Source organism: Ferrovibrio terrae, from assembly GCF_943371255.1.
In the GTDB taxonomy this organism is placed as follows: domain Bacteria; phylum Pseudomonadota; class Alphaproteobacteria; order Ferrovibrionales; family Ferrovibrionaceae; genus Ferrovibrio; species Ferrovibrio terrae_B.
The window spans coordinates 43,164-58,874 of record NZ_CALRUC010000013.1 but is presented as its reverse complement, the minus strand read 5'-3'; the positions used below and the strand labels follow the sequence as shown (position 1 = coordinate 58,874).

At 64.2% G+C, this 15,711-nt stretch carries 15 protein-coding genes and 1 tRNA gene; 12 read left to right on the top strand and 4 right to left on the bottom strand.

Features of this window, described 5'->3' with window-relative positions; translation table 11 throughout:
• Together AAG799_RS05140 and AAG799_RS05135 are read left to right on the top strand one after the other, a co-directional pair.
• The coding region (locus AAG799_RS05140; protein WP_341894727.1) for a malonyl-CoA synthase at nt 1-1,323 on the top strand (1,323 nt) is incomplete at its 5' end.
• Nucleotides 1,324-1,442: 119 nt separating this feature from the next.
• The gene (locus AAG799_RS05135) at nt 1,443-3,182 is read left to right on the top strand and encodes a sensor domain-containing diguanylate cyclase (protein WP_341894726.1); all 1,740 of its coding nucleotides are present in this window, start codon (nt 1,443-1,445) and stop codon (nt 3,180-3,182) included.
• Between the two features lie 61 nt (nt 3,183-3,243).
• Here AAG799_RS05135 and AAG799_RS05130 read toward each other — a convergent pair whose 3' ends face one another.
• Entirely contained in the window at nt 3,244-3,672 is a 429-nt protein-coding gene (locus tag AAG799_RS05130; protein WP_341894725.1) for a GFA family protein, read from the bottom strand.
• A gap of 348 nt (nt 3,673-4,020) precedes the next feature.
• Here AAG799_RS05130 and AAG799_RS05125 point away from each other — a divergent pair, with 348 nt between their 5' ends.
• A complete protein-coding gene (locus AAG799_RS05125) occupies nt 4,021-4,656 on the top strand; it encodes an HD domain-containing phosphohydrolase (protein ID WP_341894724.1) in 636 nt (211 codons plus the stop codon).
• 73 nt (nt 4,657-4,729) lie between these two features.
• Here the strand turns inward: AAG799_RS05125 and AAG799_RS05120 are convergent, their stop codons facing one another.
• Together AAG799_RS05120 and AAG799_RS05115 are read right to left on the bottom strand one after the other, a co-directional pair.
• A complete protein-coding gene (locus AAG799_RS05120; protein ID WP_341894723.1) occupies nt 4,730-5,959 on the bottom strand; it encodes an ABC transporter substrate-binding protein in 1,230 nt (409 codons plus the stop codon).
• A 44-nt stretch (nt 5,960-6,003) separates the two neighbouring features.
• Complete coding sequence (locus AAG799_RS05115) at nt 6,004-7,287, bottom strand: hydroxymethylglutaryl-CoA reductase, degradative (protein WP_341894722.1); 1,284 nt, start codon at nt 7,285-7,287, stop codon at nt 6,004-6,006.
• 151 nt (nt 7,288-7,438) lie between these two features.
• Here AAG799_RS05115 and AAG799_RS05110 point away from each other — a divergent pair, with 151 nt between their 5' ends.
• From AAG799_RS05110 to AAG799_RS05100, 3 genes are all read left to right on the top strand, one after another.
• Nucleotides 7,439-8,860 carry a PLP-dependent aminotransferase family protein gene (locus AAG799_RS05110; RefSeq protein ID WP_341894721.1) on the top strand — a complete coding sequence of 474 codons (1,422 nt, stop codon included), beginning with the start codon at nt 7,439-7,441 and terminating at the stop codon, nt 8,858-8,860.
• A gap of 153 nt (nt 8,861-9,013) precedes the next feature.
• The gene (locus tag AAG799_RS05105) at nt 9,014-10,015 is read left to right on the top strand and encodes a tripartite tricarboxylate transporter substrate binding protein (protein ID WP_341894720.1); all 1,002 of its coding nucleotides are present in this window, start codon (nt 9,014-9,016) and stop codon (nt 10,013-10,015) included.
• 24 nt (nt 10,016-10,039) lie between these two features.
• Complete coding sequence (locus AAG799_RS05100; RefSeq protein WP_341894719.1) at nt 10,040-10,858, top strand: metal-dependent hydrolase; 819 nt, start codon at nt 10,040-10,042, stop codon at nt 10,856-10,858.
• Between the two features lie 77 nt (nt 10,859-10,935).
• On the opposite strand, the gene AAG799_RS05095 is transcribed toward AAG799_RS05100, so the two are convergent.
• Nucleotides 10,936-11,025: transfer RNA gene (locus tag AAG799_RS05095), tRNA-Ser, on the bottom strand.
• Nucleotides 11,026-11,531: 506 nt separating this feature from the next.
• On the opposite strand from AAG799_RS05095, the gene AAG799_RS05090 reads away from it, so the two are divergent.
• Genes AAG799_RS05090 through AAG799_RS05065 form a run of 6 tightly spaced genes read left to right on the top strand, consistent with a single transcriptional unit; the run spans nt 11,532 to nt 15,710 of the window.
• On the top strand, nt 11,532-11,963 hold the full coding sequence (locus AAG799_RS05090) for a CBS domain-containing protein (RefSeq protein ID WP_341894718.1): 432 nt from the start codon (nt 11,532-11,534) through the stop codon (nt 11,961-11,963).
• A gap of 21 nt (nt 11,964-11,984) precedes the next feature.
• The gene (locus AAG799_RS05085; protein WP_341894717.1) at nt 11,985-12,878 is read left to right on the top strand and encodes a formate dehydrogenase accessory sulfurtransferase FdhD; all 894 of its coding nucleotides are present in this window, start codon (nt 11,985-11,987) and stop codon (nt 12,876-12,878) included.
• Nucleotide 12,879: 1 nt separating this feature from the next.
• Nucleotides 12,880-13,506: a molybdenum cofactor guanylyltransferase MobA gene (gene mobA / locus AAG799_RS05080; RefSeq protein ID WP_341894716.1), complete on the top strand. Its 627-nt coding sequence runs from the start codon at nt 12,880-12,882 to the stop codon at nt 13,504-13,506.
• Nucleotides 13,503-14,231: a biotin/lipoate--protein ligase family protein gene (locus tag AAG799_RS05075; protein ID WP_341894715.1), complete on the top strand. Its 729-nt coding sequence runs from the start codon at nt 13,503-13,505 to the stop codon at nt 14,229-14,231. The genes mobA and AAG799_RS05075 overlap by 4 nt, the downstream gene beginning before the upstream one ends.
• Nucleotides 14,228-14,704: a DUF6505 family protein gene (locus AAG799_RS05070; protein ID WP_341894714.1), complete on the top strand. Its 477-nt coding sequence runs from the start codon at nt 14,228-14,230 to the stop codon at nt 14,702-14,704. Before AAG799_RS05075 ends, AAG799_RS05070 begins: the two co-directional genes overlap by 4 nt.
• Nucleotides 14,697-15,710: a DUF6352 family protein gene (locus tag AAG799_RS05065; RefSeq protein WP_341894713.1), complete on the top strand. Its 1,014-nt coding sequence runs from the start codon at nt 14,697-14,699 to the stop codon at nt 15,708-15,710. Before AAG799_RS05070 ends, AAG799_RS05065 begins: the two co-directional genes overlap by 8 nt.
• Nucleotide 15,711: the final 1 nt, after the last annotated feature.

Below are 15,711 nucleotides of genomic sequence, written 5' to 3'. Positions count from 1 at the left end.
GCGCTGATCCTTTATCTCGGCGTGGTAGCCGCCGGCGCGGTCTACCTGCCGCTCAATATTGGCTATACGCTGACCGAACTGGAATATTTCATCGGCGATGCCGAGCCGCGCGTGGTGGTCTGCCGGCCATCCGTCGAGAAGGATCTCGGTCCGCTGGCGCAAAAGCTGGGCGTCGCCCATTGCCTGACGCTCGGCTCGAAAGGCGATGGCAGTCTGATGGACAAGGCCAGGGCCGCGCCTGCCGGCTTTGTTGCCGTGCCGCGCAGCGCCGACGATCTGGCTGCGATCCTCTATACTTCCGGCACCACCGGTCGCTCCAAGGGTGCGATGCTGACGCATGAGAACCTGTTCTCCAATGCCGAGACGCTGGTGGCATACTGGAAATTCACCGGCAACGACGTGCTGCTGCATGCACTGCCGATTTTCCACACCCATGGCCTGTTCGTCGCCAGCAATGTCACCCTGCTGGCCGGTGCCTCGATGATCTTCCTGTCGAAGTTCGATGCCGACGAGGTGGTGCGCCAGCTGCCGCGCGCCACCAGCATGATGGGTGTGCCGACCTTCTATGTGCGCCTGTTACAGAGCGCGGCACTGACCAAGGACCTGGTCAAGCATATCCGTCTCTTTGTTTCGGGGTCGGCACCGCTGCTGGCCGATACCCATCGCGACTGGGAAGCCAAGACCGGCCATCGCATTCTTGAGCGCTATGGCATGACCGAAACCAACATGAACACGTCCAACCCCTATGATGGCGAGCGGGTTGCCGGCACGGTTGGCTTCCCGCTGCCCGGCGTCAGCTTGCGCATCACCGATCCGGAAACCGGCAAGCCTCTGGCACAGGGCGAGATTGGCATGATCGAGGTGAAGGGCCCGAATGTGTTCAAGGGCTACTGGCGCATGCCGGAAAAGACGGCGGCGGAATTCCGCGCCGACGGCTTTTTCATCACCGGCGATCTCGGCAAGGTCGATGATCGCGGCTATGTCCATATCGTTGGCCGCGGCAAGGATCTGATCATCTCCGGCGGCTACAATGTCTATCCGAAGGAAGTCGAGACCGAGATCGACGCGATGCCAGGCGTGATCGAATCTGCCGTGATCGGCGTCGACCATCCCGATTTCGGCGAAGGTGTCACCGCCGTGGTGGTCGCACAGAAAGGCCATGCGCTCGACGAGGCCGCCGTCCTGAAGGCGCTGGACGGGCGACTGGCCAAGTTCAAGCTGCCCAAGCGGGTGTTCTTCGTCGACGACCTGCCGCGCAATACGATGGGGAAAGTGCAGAAAAACCTCCTCCGCGAGCAGTACAAGACGCTCTACAAGTCCTGATCGCCCGTATGGGGGGCTTCGCGGTCCAAAGTCTGCTTCGTGATTGATTCGCCTGCATAATCGGGCAAAAATCGGTTGCGGCGGCACCGTCGCGTCGGAATGCCATCAGGGCCAGACCAATGCGACTCCCGGGTCTTTTCAACAAGCTGTCCATTCGCGCCCAGATGACGCTGGGCACGGCGGGACTGGTGGTGTTCCTGGTCGCCGGGGCGACGTTGAGCGCCGCCTGGCTCGGGCGCGACAAGGCATCGCAACTGGTGAGCACGCAACTGGCCGAGCAGTCCGCCGTGATGGCCGACCGGCTCGATCGCGATATGGCGGTGCGTTATCATGAGATCGGCACCCTGGCCGACCTTCAGCCATTGCGCAACGTATGGCAGGACAATCCCAATGCTCTGCGCGGTGTGCTGGAGCGCTTGCAGGACAGTTATCCCGATTATGCCTGGATCGGCTTCGTCAAGCTGGATGGCACGGTTGTGGCGGCCACCAAGGGCATGCTGGAAGGCCTGTCAGTGGCGCAGCGGCCATGGTTCGCTGGTGCCCGGGACAAGCCCTTCGTCGGCGATGTGCATGAAGCCCTTCTGCTTGCCAAGTTGCTCGGCCCGCGTGCTGACAACGAACCGTTCCGCTTTGTCGATGTGGCCTATCCGGTGCGCGATGCCGATGGCACGATGATCGGCGTGATCGGCGCGCATCTGAGCTGGGACTGGGCCTCCGAAGTACGTCAGTCGGTGCTGCCATCGGATGGCCGTTTCGCCACTGCCGATATCAGCATCCTGGACATGAATGGCCGCGTGCTGCTCGGCAAGCATGTCAATGCCGTGATGCTGAGCCCGGAGCAGCTGGCGGCGATGCGGACCAGGTCATCTGGCTCTGGCCTCGCCTATGGTGACAATCCGGCGCATTGGCTCACGGGTTATGCAGTCAGCAAGGGCTATCGCGATTATCCAGGGCTGGGCTGGATCGTCGTGGCGCAGTTGCCCATCGCGATGGCGCATGAACCGATCCGCGATCTGGTCGGTTCGATCCTGCTGGTTGGCGCCGTGCTGGGCATTATTGGCGTTCTGATTGCCTTCTGGCTATCGGGACGACTGGCCGGGCCGATCCAGAGCATCACACAGGAGGCCGACCGCATCGGCCGCGAGGCCGGCGTCAACACACTGCCGCGTGTCGGTGGCGCATTGGAGGTGGTGCAGCTGTCGCGCGCCCTGCGTTCGCTGCTGCGCCGCGTTGGCATGGCCGAGCAGCGGCTGGAGGTCGCCACGCGTGATGCCGAAAGCCATGCCGCCGAAACGCGTGAACTGTCGCAGGATATCGAGCGGTTGCGCCGGCTGTCGGAAACCGATCCGCTGACCGGCCTGCTGAACCGCCGCGCTTTCCTGTCTACCGCCGAGCGGCAGGTCACCTATGTGCGACGCTACAGCCGCAATCTCGCCATCGTGGTGGCCGATATCGATCATTTCAAACTGGTCAACGATACCCATGGCCATGCGGCAGGCGATGCCGTGATCCGCGAAGTGGCCAACCGCCTGCAGGCAGCCGCCCGTGAGACCGATCTGGTGGCACGCTTCGGTGGTGAGGAGTTCGTTGTCCTGCTGATGGAAAGCGATGTCACGGCCGCGGCCTCCTATGCCGAGCGGGCACGCATCATGATCCAGGGTAGTCCCATCAAGATCGATAACAGCCAGACGGTCAGTGTGACCATCAGCCTGGGCTGCACGATACTCGCAGTCGATGATCGCGACATCCAGGATGCCATTGATCGCGCCGATGGCGCGCTCTACGGCGCCAAGGCTGCCGGCCGCAACCGCGTGCGGGTCTCGCTCTCGGTGGTACCGTCAGCCGCTGCTGCCGGTTGATCGCAGAGTCTGAAAATGCAAACGGCGCCGGTGTCATCCGGCGCCGCGGTGCATACTCTGATTACTCCGGTATTGCTTCGCCGCTGCCGCCCAGCTCGGCCGGGAAATCCTTCAGCTTGGGCAGCCCGTCCTTCATCGGCAGCACGGTCTCGGCGTAGTTCACATGCAGTGCCGGCCTGAAATCCAGGCTTGGGATCGTCGCGGCATAGACATCGGTCAACCCAAAGGTCGGGTGTCCGGTCATCACATGGCCGCCGCAGCGGATGCAGAACTGCCGCTCACTGGTCGGGTTTTTCGCGTATTCGCTCAGCAGCTCTTCGCCCTTGGTCACTTTCACCGCCTCGGGCTTCCACAGCGTGAAGGCATTCACCGGCCCGGCCGACCAGGCACGGCAGGAGCCGCAATGGCAATAGCCCATCGCCTCAGGCGCGCCGCTGACTTCGATTTCGACGGCGCCGCAGAAGCAGGCCCCGGTATGCGTGTTGCTCATGTCCATCCCTTTTGCTCGATGCGCCAGTTCCGTTTCGGCACTTGCTGCGCGCGCGCATCCTGCCAAGGGAATCACGGTCTGAAAAACCGCGGCCCGGCGGTTTGCGGTCACGCCTGCGTCAGCGACTCGCCGAACCATTCACAACCATGGGAGCGACAGAGCCGCGTATGCAGCAGCGCGCTGCCGCGGGAGCGATGGTTTGCAAAGCCGCCGATACGATCCGCATCCGGAGGGTGCCGGGCAAAAACGTGCTGCGGCAGGCTCGGGATAAGGTTAGTATCGCCTCACTACCGGTGCGAGCGGTGGTTATGTCCGTGTCAGGCACTGCCGTTCCAACCGCAGGATCCCATGCCGACCATCGCTATCGACCAGGACTCCTTCACCAGCATGCTGGTCCGCATGGCCCATGCCCATGACCAGGGCACGCTCAGCCATGCCACCCGGATGACCACGCTGGGCAAGCTTCTGGGACAGGGGCTCGATCTCGAGTTGGCGGAAATCGACATTATCGGACTGGGCGCGCTGCTGCACGATGTCGGCAAGAATGCGGTGCCGGATGCGATCCTGCTCAAGCCCGGCCGGCTTGACGAGGCCGAGCGCCGCATCGTCGCCCGCCATACCGCCAGCGGCTATGAGCTGTTGCGCGACTGCCGCCATCCGGCCCTGGATCTCGCCGCCCAGGTGGCGCTGTATCATCACGAATGTTTCGATGGCAGCGGCTATCCCGAGGGCCTGACCGGCCAGGCAATTCCGCGCCATGCCCGCATGGTGGCGATTGCCGATGTCTATGACGCACTGCGCTCCGAGCGTCCCTACAAGGCCGGCTTCAGCCATGCCGAGACCATCGCCATCATCACCAAAGGCGACGGCCGCACCAGCCCGCAGCAGTTCGATCCCGACGGCTTGCAGGCGCTGCAGCGGCAGGATCGCGCGATCCAGGCGCTCTATGTGGAAGCCCAGCGCGTCGGACTGCCGCCGGCCTGACGGTGAGCACAGAGAAACGGCGCCGGGTTGCCCCGGCGCCGCTCGTTTACGCAGGCTGCTCTGCCTGTAAAGCTTACGACTTCGCCAGCGGGCAGTTGCCGTCGGCCATCGGCCTGAAGGCATCCTTGGCCGGGATGGTGCGCACCAGCTTGTAGTAGTCCCACGGCCCCTTCGATTCTTCCGGCTTCTTCACCTGGAAGAACAGCATGTCATGCACGGCGCGGCCATCGGCGCGGATATTGCCCTTGCCGAACAGCGCGTCGTCGATCGGGATTTCGCGCATCTTCTTGGCCACTACAGCGCCGTCGGTGCTGTTGGCGGCCTTCACGGCTTTCAGGTAATGCAGCGTGCCGGAATAGACACCGGCCTGGTTGCCGGTCGGCCGGTTGCCATTCATCTTTGCGGCGAAGCGGTCGGCAAACGCACGCGTACCGGGGTTCAGATCCCAGTAGAAGGCCTCGGTCATATAAAGTCCCTGGGCGTTCTTCAGCCCCAGGGCATGCACATCGGTCAGCTGCATCAGCAGCGCGGCCAGACGCTGCTCGCTGCCGGCGATACCGAATTCCGCCGCCTGCTTCACCGAATTGATGGTGTCGCCCACCGCATTGGCCAGGCCGATGATCTGCGCCTTGCTGGCCTGCGCGCGCAGCAGCGGCGAAGAGAAGTCGTTGCCATTCGGCGGATGCTTCACACTGCCCAGCACCTGGCCGCCGGTTGCCTTGATCACGCCGGTGGCGTCGCCTTCCAAGGCATGGCCGAACGCATAGTCCGCGGTGACGAAATACCAGGTCTTGCCGCCACCCTCAGTCAGCGCACGCGCCGTGCCGTTGGCCAGCGCATAGGTGTCATAAGTCCAGTGAATGGTGTTGGCCGAGCATTTCTCGCCAGTCAGTACCGTGGTGCCGGGGCCGGAGGCGATGAACATCGTCTTGCTGTCGCGCGTCACTTCGCTGACCGCCAGGGCGACCGAGGAGAAGGGCACGTCGAGGATGGCGTTGATGCCGTCCTGGTCAACCCATTTGCGCGCCGCAGCCGAACCGATATCGGGCTTGTTCTGGTGATCCGAGAAGATCACCTCGATGGCCACGCCGGGCAGCTCCTTGGCGAAATCTTCGGCGGCGAGCCGCGCGGCGACCACCGAGCCCATGCCGGTGGAGTCGGATGCGAAGCTGCTCATATCGGTCAATACGCCGAGCCTGATCTTGTTGCCGGCGATTTGTGCCGTGGCATCTGATGCGGCAGGCAGGGCAAGAGCCGCGCCCAATACGACGGCGGCGGCCGTCAGTTTCAACGGGTATGTCATGGTTTCCTCCGGTTTATGATTTTCTGTTGTGATGGACGGACAGTTCAGGCTTTCCCGCGCAGATCGCGCAGAACGGTTTCGGCAACGTCCTGGCGCACGGCCTTGCGCTCGACCAGAACCGCGGCGACACGCGCGACCTCTTCGCCGGTGGCGCCAGCGGCAATCGCGACATTCTGTGCATGCAGTGCCATATGACCGCTCTGGATGCCGGTGGTGGCCAGCGCCTTCAGGGCGCTGAAATTCTGTGCCAGGCCGACAGCGGCAATGATGCGCGCCAGGTCTGCGGCGGATTTGACGCCGAGGATTTTCAGGCACGCCTGCGCGGTGGGATGCACCTTGGTGGCGCCGCCGACCAGACCGACCGGCATCGGCAGTTCTAATGTCCCACTGAGACCGCCATCAGTAGCGACCTCCCAGGTGGTCAGGCTGCCGTAATGACCGTTGCGCGCGGCATAGGCATGGGCGCCGGCTTCCACTGCACGGGTATCGTTGCCGGTGGCCAGCACGATGGCCGATACGCCGTTCATGATGCCCTTGTTATGGGTGGCGGCGCGGTAGGGATCGGCATCGGCGAAGTGATAGGCTGCCAGCATGCCGTCGCGCACGGCAGGGCCGCCGATGGCCTCCAGCGGCCAGGTGGCTCGCGCCCGAGCCAGGCGCCGGTCGGCCAGATTGGACAGGATGCGCAGGTAAACCCTGCCGCCACCCCAGCGCTCGATAGATGGCGCCAGTTTTTCCGCCATGGTGTTCACCGTATTGGCGCCCATGGCATCGCGGGTATCGACGATCAGATGGGTGATTACCATCGGCCCGCCCTGCGTGTCGATGACGCGGACTTCCACATCGCGGAAGCCGCCGCCGAGCTTCACCAGCACCGGATCGCAGGCGTTGCAGATTTCGGAGATCTCCGTCTTGCGTTCCAGGATGCGGATGCGGGCGGCCTGCGGATCGGTAACCTGCACCAGCTGGATCTGCGCGATCATCTCCGTGCCGGAGACAGATGTGGTGAAGCCGCCGGCGTCATAGCATTGCCGCGCGGCGTTGCACACGGCGGCGACGACGGAGGATTCTTCCGTGGCCATCGGCACCAGCAGGTCGCGGCCATCCACTTTCATATTGGTGGCGACGCCGATCGGGATACTGATGGCGGAAACCACATTCTCGATCATGTGGTCGGCCAGATGCGGATCGAGGGCGGGCTGGGCCAGGTGGCCGGCGGCGGCGGCATCCAGGCCGGCAAAGCCCTGGACCAGTTTCAGCCGGTCGGCCGGGCTGAGTTTGTGAAAGCCGCTGACGCGCGAGGATTTGCCGGTCTCGACCGATCCCATTCTCTGTCTCCATCCCTGTCCGCCGGTTGACCCATATGTCGATTGACTCGGGGGCGGTACAGTTTTCAAACTGTCCCAATACGGTTCTCTGGCTCAAGGGACGGTTTGGCGGATTCCGGCCGGGCCTGTACCAGCAGAAAAGGCGGGACAGTTGGCGAGCAGCAAAAAGACCGGGGCCGTCACCACGCAGCGTCCGGTGACACGGGTGGATGCGATCATCGCGCGGTTGTCGCGCCTGATCGCGGAAGGCCTGGTGAAGCCGGGTGAGCGCATTCCCTCGATCCGTCGCGCCGCCATCGACCAGGGCGTGTCGAAGAACACCATGGCCGAGGCCTATGACCGCCTGGTGGCGCTCGGCCTCCTGGAGGCGCGCCCGGGCTCTGGCTATGTCGTTGCCGCGGCGGCGGCGGGTGCCGCGCCCCGGCCGGCACCGCATGTGGCCGAAGCGCTCGATCTGGTCTCGCTGCTGCGCGAGCAGATGGAGCAGCATTACGAGGTACGGCCGGGCGATGGCCGGCCGCCGCCGTCCTGGATGGAGGGCTCGGAGCTGAGCGCACAGTTCGAGGGCATGAAACTGCCGCGCGGCGTCGGCATCGAATACGGTTACGGCACAGTGCGGGGTTTTCTGCCTTTGCGCGAGCGCATCGGATTATCGCTGGCCGAGCGTGCGATCCATGGCTCGCCCGAGCAGGTGCTGCTCACCCATGGTGCCAATCACGCGCTCGACCTGATCATGCGGCAGTTTCTCGAACCCGGCGATGTCGTCTTCGTCGACGATCCGGGCTACTACCCGCTGTTCGGCAAGCTGCGGCTGGGCAAGGCGCGCGTTGTCGGTATCCGGCGCAAGGCCGATGGCCCTGATCTCGATGATCTGAATGCCAAGCTGGCGGTGCTGCAGCCCAAGCTGTTCTTCATCCAGTCGCTGGCGCATAACCCGACCGGCGGCTCCTTGTCGCTGTCGGTGGCCTATGGCCTGCTGCAGGCGGCGGAAAAGCATGGCTTCCACATCGTGGAAGATGATCCCTTTGCCGATATTCTGCCGCCGAACAGCCCCCGGCTTGCCGCGCTCGACCAGCTCAACCGCGTGCTCTATATCGGCACTTTTTCCAAGACGCTGTCGGCTTCATTGCGGGTCGGCTATGTGGCCGCCAGCGCGGCGCTGACCGAGGCGCTGGCCGATATCAAGCTGCTGACCGTGGCGGCCTCCTCGGCGCATGCCGAGCGGTTTGTCTATGGTCTGATCGCGGGCGGACATTATCTGCGCCATCTGCGTCGCCTGCGCGGCCGGGTGGAGGAAGCAACGGCACGCGCGCTTGATGATCTGGCCCGCATCGGCCTGCCCGTGGTGCCGCCCCATGGCGGCGGATTTTATCTTTGGGCCGAGTTTCCTGCCGGCATCGACGAACTGGCGTTATGTCGCGATGCCGCCCAGCAGAGCATCTTCCTGGCACCCGGCACGGTGTTCAGCCCCGAACGCGTGTCGCGGCAGCCGGCGATGCGCATCAATGTGGCCCATGCCAGCCATCCGCGGTTTCTCGGCTTCATGAAGAAAGCGCTGCAGCAGATTGAGTGACCGGCAATGGTGCAGCCGGTTCATGAATCATCCCGTTCTTGTCATTTGTCATTCCGCCCCGGCATCAACATCCTGCCAAAATGATTTCGTGTGCGCTGAGCCGGCACCGTAAAAAAGATCGGCGCAGCCGGGACTATCCGGGGGGAGTTCGTCATGACGGGCGGTGTGTTGCCAACCGGGCATTGGCTGCGGCGGGCCGGTGGCCTTTTATGGTGCCTGGCAGGCATCCTGGCTGTGACGCCGGCCTATTCTGCGGATTACCCGACAAAGCCGATCACGCTGGTGGTGCCCTTCACGCCTGGCGGGACAACCGATATTCTTGCGCGCGAGATTGCGCATCGGCTGCAGGTCGATCTGGGCCAGACGGTGCTCATCGAAAATCGCGCCGGCGCCGGCGGTGGCCTGGGTGCGGAAATCGTCGCGCGCGCGTCGCCCGATGGCCACACCTTGCTGATGGGCCATATCGGAACGCTTGCGCTGAATCCCTCGCTCTATCCCAAGCTGGGCTATGACCCGATCAGGAGTTTTGCGCCGGTGGCCCTGGTGGCCCGCGTGCCGAATATCCTGGTCGTCAATGCGAAAAGCCCGATCAACACGCTGGCCGAACTGGTTGCGGCGGCCAAGGCCAGGCCCGGCAGCCTCGCCTATGGTTCCGGCGGCAATGGCAGCGCTGCGCATATCACCACGGAATATCTGAAACATGTGAGCGGCGTGGATCTGTTGCATGTGCCCTACAAAGGCACGGCGCCGTTTGTCACCGATCTGATCGCGGACCAGATCCAGGTGGGCTTCACCGGCGCCACCGCGGTGATGCCGCAGGTCAAGGCCGGGCGCCTGCGGGCACTGGCGATTTCGAGCGCGCGCCGCATGCGGGCTTTCCCGGAACTGCCGACGGTGGCGGAAAGCGGATATGCCGGTTTCGATGCGGACCAGTGGTATGGCATCGTGGCACCGGCCGGCACGCCGGCTGCCGTGATTGCCAGACTGAATGCCACCATCAACAGCGCATTGCTTTCGCCCCAGCTTCAGGCCCGGCTCGATCAGGAGGGCGCGGAAGCGGCCCCGGCCAGTCCGGAAAAATTCGGCAGCTACATCGCGGAAGAAATTGCGCGCTGGCGGCCGATTCTGAAAGCGGCAGACGTTCGTATCGATTGACCATTCAATGAAGGAGTATTGACCATGCGCTTTATCAGCATGATGAAAGTCTGGATGATCTCGCTGCTGTTTGTGGCAGGCGCGGCGCAGGCACAAAGCGGCCAGACCGAAGTGCTCTGGCTCGGTCAGGCGGCGTTCCGCATCACTTCGCCGGGCGGCAAGGTGATCGTTGTCGATCCCTGGCTGCGCACCAATCCGAAAACACCGGCGGCCTTCAAGGAGCTGACGGCACTCGGCAAGGTCGATGCGATCCTGGTGACACATGGCCATTTCGATCACATCGCCGATGCGCCGGACCTCGCCCGGATGCATAACCTGCCGATGTGGGCGCCGGGCGGCCTGAACCAGAGCCTCACCACGCTGGGCGTGATGCCGGGCGACAAGCTGCCGCGCTTCAACAAGGGCGGCACCATCCAGCCCGCGGCGGGCATCAAGGTGACCGCCACCCATGCCGAGCATTCATCCGAATATGTGCATCGCGACGAGGCGACCGGCAAAAGCGCCACCCATGTCGGCGGCGAGCCGGTCGGCTATATCATCGAGATGGAAAACGGCTTCAGGATTTATCACATGGGCGACACCGATGTGTTCGGCGACATGAAGCTGATCGCCGAGCGCTATCGTCCCGATCTGGTGCTGATCCCGATCGGCGGCAATTTCACCATGGACCCGCAGGGTGCCGCCTTTGCGATCCGCGACATGCTGAAGCCGAAATTCGTCATCCCGATGCATTATGGCGCCAATCCGCTCGGCAAGGGCACGCCGGAGGAATTCATCGGCGCGCTGGGCACCACAAGCACCCGGGTGCTGAACCTCAGCCCCGGCGAAGCCGTGAAGTTCTGACGCTAACAGCATAGCCAAGGCTGCCGGAAGCCTGCCTGCGGGCAGGGTTTCGGCAGTCTGGATCTTTGAAATGGAATTGGCGGAGAGGGTGGGATTCGAACCCACGGTACGCTTGCACGCACAACGGTTTTCGAGACCGCCCCGATCGACCACTCTGGCACCTCTCCGCGAGGGACCGGCTGGGGTGCAAACCACGGCCGGGGGTCGAAAACGGCGCGGACCTTAACTGAACCGCTCCCCGCCCGCAAGGCCCCGGCACCCCCTGCCGGACCGGGCAAAGCCAAAGACTCTTCAAGCACTTAAATACCTGCTCGGGGGCCGCGCGGCGGAACAGGTCTTGTCATCGCGACGGGCTTGGCGGACACTGTCACCACCGTGGGGCCGCGATCAGCGGAGTCGACGGCAAAAATACACCGGGAGGCCAGATGAGCACCGGGAAGACTGCAGGGACGAACGCCGGAACCAAGGGTGCTGCCGCAAGCGGGGCAGCAGCCCGCGTGGCTGTGTCCCCACGTGCCCGGCCACCCCATATCCGACCATCACCGATCCGACCATCATCGGCCGCCAGCTTTGCAACCGGCGGCGACTTGCATCGTTTTTCGGAGGTTGCGTAACCGGATCTGCACCCAACAGCCCGCCTCAGGTCGTCGGGCAGAAAGAGGAGGACACAACCATGGGCGTTGCGGCAATTCTCAAGAACAAGACGCCTGGCGTGATCAGCGTCAGGCCCGATGAAGGCATCGAGGCGGTCTGCCAGAAACTGGCCGACAAGGGCATCGGTGCGGTGATGGTGCTGCGGCCCGATGGCGGCATCGCCGGCATCCTGTCGGAACGCGATATCGTGCGCGGCCTGGCCATGATCGGCACCGACCTGCTGCAGCAGAGCGCCGACACCATCATGACCCGCAATGTGATGGTCTGCACCAGCCAGGACACCATCGAGGATGTGATGCACCTGATGACCAAGCGGCGCATTCGCCACCTGCCCGTTGTGGATAACGGCAAGCTGATCGGCATGATTTCCATCGGCGACGTGGTCAAGCGCCGCATTGCCGACACCCAGATGGAAGCCGAGGCCCTGCGGCAGTACATCGCCACCGGCTGAGTTCTGCCCTATATAGGAGCCATGAAGACTCAGCAGCCTGCCTATCTCGTCAGCCCCGACCCGCAGAACCCGGCGCTCACCGAGGCCGTGCAGGGTATCGACCAGGACGGCCGGCCGATCGATACCCGCGTGCCGGTCGAGCGTCCGCTCACCCTGTTTCTCAACGGGCAGGAGATCGTCACCATGATGACGATCGGCGACTATCCCGACTATCTGGCGCTCGGCTATCTGGCCAACCAGCGCATGTTGCTGCCCGAGGATGAGGTTACCAGCATCGACTACGATGCCGATATCGAGACCATCGTGGTGCGCACTGCACGGCAGACCGATTACGAAGACCGCCTGAAGAAAAAGACCCAGACCTCGGGCTGCGCCCAGGGCACGGTCTTTGGCAACATGATGGATGCGGTGGAAAGCGTGTCGCTCGATCCCGATGCGATGTTGAACACCTCCTGGATTTACAGCCTGTCGAAACAGATCAACCTGACGCCCTCGCTCTATCTTGAGGCCGGCGCCATTCATGGCTGCGTGCTGTGCGAGGACGACCGGCCGCTGATCTACATGGAGGATGTCGGTCGTCACAACGCCATCGACAAGATCGCCGGCTACATGCGCGTGCATGGCCTCTCGGCCAGGGGCAAGAGCATGTACACCACCGGGCGGCTGACCTCGGAGATGGTGATCAAGACGGCGCAGATGGGCATTCCCATCCTGATCAGCCGTTCTGGCTTCACCGCCTGGGGCGTGCAACTGGCACGCCAGATCGGCATGACCCTCATCGGGCGGGCCAAGGGCAAGCGGTTCGTGGCGCTGGCCGGCACCGAGCGGCTGCATTTCGATGCCGATCCGGCCGCCGTGGCCGAGGAAGACACCCGCAGCCAGCGCAAGGGCGGCCGCGACGACGAGGCGGCATAGCATGTCGGGCAAGGTTCTCGGTGTGGTGCTGGCCGGTGGGCTGGCGCGGCGCATGGGCGGCGGCGACAAGGGGCTGCAGCTGCTCGGCGGCAAGCCGATCCTCTCGCGGATCATCGAGCGCCTGGCGCCGCAGGTGGATGGCATCGTGCTGAATGCCAATGGCGATCCGGCGCGCTTTGCCGACTGGGGCCTGCCGGTGGCCGGTGATGCGGTCGATGGTTTTGTCGGACCGCTGGCCGGCGTGCTGGCTGGACTGGCCTGGGCGAAAGCCAATCGGCCGGAGATTACAGATATCGTCACCGTGCCGGGCGATGGCCCGTTCCTGCCGCGCGACCTGGTGGCGCGCATGGTGGCGGCGCGGATGCAGGCCGGTGCGGATCTCGCCTGCGCGGTGTCGGCCGGCCAGGCCTATCCGGTCGTCGGCCTTTGGCCGGTGCGCCTGCATGACGACCTGCGCCATGCCGTGGTGGACGAGGATATCCGCAAGGTGGATCGCTGGACGGCGCGGCACCGGCTGGTGCAGGTTGAGTTTGCCGCCACGCCGGTCGATCCGTTTTTCAATGCAAATGCGCCGGAAGACTTGGCCGAGGCCGAGCGGCTGCTGGCCAGTTTTGGGGATGCTGCATGACACCGGAAGAATGGCCCGACCTGCCACCGGGCTACACATTGAAGCTCTGCGTGGCCGATGCCTTCAGCACCGCCTGCCAGGCGGCCAGTGAAGGCGCCGAGGATGGCTTCATGCTGATGGTGGACCGGCCGAGCCGCTGCGAGGCGGCGCTGGTGCTGCGCCCGCTGGACCCGATCCAGCCGGCGCTGACCCTGGCCTATGTCGGCCTGCTGGGCCTGCATGATGGCCTGGCCGCGGTGGCGCCGGCCGAAACCCCTGTCGCCGTGGGTTGGCCGGATCGCCTGCTGGTGAATGCGGCCTGTGTCGGTGGCATCCGCATTGCGCATGGCCCGCTGGTCGAGAAGGAGGGCATGTCAGACGTGCCCGAATGGCTCGTGCTGGGCATCACCGTGCAGATGGTGTCCGAGCGCGACGACGATGCGCCGGGCACCGAGCTGGATTATACCAACCTGCATGAGGAAGGCTGCCGCGATGTGACCGTGCCGCAGCTGGTCGAATCCTTCGGTCGCCATATGCTGCATTGGCTTGATCGCTGGCAGGAACAGGGTTTTGAACCGGTGCGCCGGGCGTTCCTGCATGACCTGGACGACAAGGCGCTGAAGATCGATGCCAATGGCGACGCTTCCAGCGAGACGGCGGCGGGCGGGAAGAGCTTCTATCCGCTGCGCGACCGGTTGCGGCAGCCGAGCTGGCAACTGCCCGAAAGCGTAAAGGCCCTGCAATGAAGCTGCTGCGCACCATCCGCTTCGATGAGTCTGACACCCGCGTCTTCCCCGAAGCCGCCGATCCCGGCGAATGGGCTGTGCCGGGCACCTTTGCCTTTGCCGATGCCGACCCGGACAGCCTCAGCCGCCAGGAAAAACAGGCCTTTTCGAATGGTTTCCTGGGCCTCGACAGCTTCGGCTGGTCGACGCTGGTGACGGTGTCGACCATCGAGCGCGAGGAATACGATGCGGTGATCGAGGCGCTGGCCCGGCATCTGCAGCAGGAGTATGGCGCGCCGGATTTCGCCACTGCCAAGGCCGCTGCCAGGGAAGAGATCGATTACGCCGTCTCGCTGAGCGAGCATCCGATCAACACGCTGCTGTCCTTGAGCCGCTTCATCGAGGGCGATGCAATCCGCGAGCAGTTCCGCATCGTGCAGCCGCCGGGCGACAAGCCGCATACGAAAATCTGGGAGATCGCGCCTGATGTCTGAAGGCTTCTGGATCAGCAGCGGCTACGACCTGCTCGACCGCGGCGCCGATGGCCGGCTCGGCATCAGCGGCGATTTCATCCGCGCCTATCTCAGCCGGCCGGAAATGGCGCCGCCGGACGAGGCCTGTGCCGCCGAGCGCGCGCTGCATGCCAGCCTGCTGGGTGATCCGCTGCGCAGCGTGTCGGCTGCCGATATCGGCAGGCTCGCCGATGCCGATGCGCAGGAGAATTATACGATCTTCCTGCGCTTCCGCGATCACCTGATCCGCAGCGGCAATCTGGAAGCAGCCTATGTCGGCCTGTTCCGGCCCAAGGCGCCGGCCGTGCCGGCGATGTTCATGGATCATCTGGCTGCCGCCATCCTGCGCGATTTGCTCGATGGTCGCGACAATGCCTTCCAGGCCCGGGCCGCCGAGCTGTTCTTCCGCGTGCAGAAGGCAACGGTGCAGGACAGCCGCATCCTGCTGGCCGATGAGGAAACCGTCGAGATGCTGTCGGCCGGCGGCTTCGGTTCGCTGGGCGCGCTGGTGGCCGAGGCCGGAACGGCACTGCGCAGCATCGACATGGATATCCTGACCAAGGAAAACGCCCCGCAATACTGGGCGCGCAGCGACAAGCACGACTTCGTGCTGGATTTCGGCTTCACCCGGCCGGGGCAGGATGCCTTTGCCCGGGTGATCGAGGCCTGGGTCGAACGGCTGACCGGCGCTGCCGTGCAGGTGCAGCCGGTGCAGACCATCCGCGACGAGCGCTGGGTCTGGCATGTCGGCATGGACACGACCTCCAGCACGATCATGAACGCACTGTATGAGGGCAAGCCGGTCGACGAGGATCACATGCGCCAGATCCTGGCGCTGTTCCGGCTGGAATTCCGCGATCCGTCGCTGATGCTGCCGCGCGTGGCCGGCCGGCCGGTCTATCTCGGCATCGCCATGGATCACCATGGCAAGCTGCGGCTCAAGCCGCAGAATCTGGTGGTCAACCTGCCGCTGAATGCGGGAAGCTGAC

What these genes read in the sequence shown, in the direction of transcription:
- AAG799_RS05135 (WP_341894726.1), top strand. Translation starts at nt 1,443, where the DNA reads ATGCGACTCCCGGGTCTTTTCAACAAGCTGTCCATTCGCGCCCAGATG.
- AAG799_RS05130 (WP_341894725.1), bottom strand. Translation starts at nt 3,672, where the DNA reads ATGAGCAACACGCATACCGGGGCCTGCTTCTGCGGCGCCGTCGAAATC.
- AAG799_RS05125 (WP_341894724.1), top strand. Translation starts at nt 4,021, where the DNA reads ATGCCGACCATCGCTATCGACCAGGACTCCTTCACCAGCATGCTGGTC.
- AAG799_RS05120 (WP_341894723.1), bottom strand. Translation starts at nt 5,959, where the DNA reads ATGACATACCCGTTGAAACTGACGGCCGCCGCCGTCGTATTGGGCGCG.
- AAG799_RS05115 (WP_341894722.1), bottom strand. Translation starts at nt 7,287, where the DNA reads ATGGGATCGGTCGAGACCGGCAAATCCTCGCGCGTCAGCGGCTTTCAC.
- AAG799_RS05105 (WP_341894720.1), top strand. Translation starts at nt 9,014, where the DNA reads ATGACGGGCGGTGTGTTGCCAACCGGGCATTGGCTGCGGCGGGCCGGT.
- AAG799_RS05100 (WP_341894719.1), top strand. Translation starts at nt 10,040, where the DNA reads ATGCGCTTTATCAGCATGATGAAAGTCTGGATGATCTCGCTGCTGTTT.
- AAG799_RS05090 (WP_341894718.1), top strand. Translation starts at nt 11,532, where the DNA reads ATGGGCGTTGCGGCAATTCTCAAGAACAAGACGCCTGGCGTGATCAGC.
- AAG799_RS05085 (WP_341894717.1), top strand. Translation starts at nt 11,985, where the DNA reads ATGAAGACTCAGCAGCCTGCCTATCTCGTCAGCCCCGACCCGCAGAAC.
- mobA (WP_341894716.1), top strand. Translation starts at nt 12,880, where the DNA reads ATGTCGGGCAAGGTTCTCGGTGTGGTGCTGGCCGGTGGGCTGGCGCGG.
- AAG799_RS05075 (WP_341894715.1), top strand. Translation starts at nt 13,503, where the DNA reads ATGACACCGGAAGAATGGCCCGACCTGCCACCGGGCTACACATTGAAG.
- AAG799_RS05070 (WP_341894714.1), top strand. Translation starts at nt 14,228, where the DNA reads ATGAAGCTGCTGCGCACCATCCGCTTCGATGAGTCTGACACCCGCGTC.
- AAG799_RS05065 (WP_341894713.1), top strand. Translation starts at nt 14,697, where the DNA reads ATGTCTGAAGGCTTCTGGATCAGCAGCGGCTACGACCTGCTCGACCGC.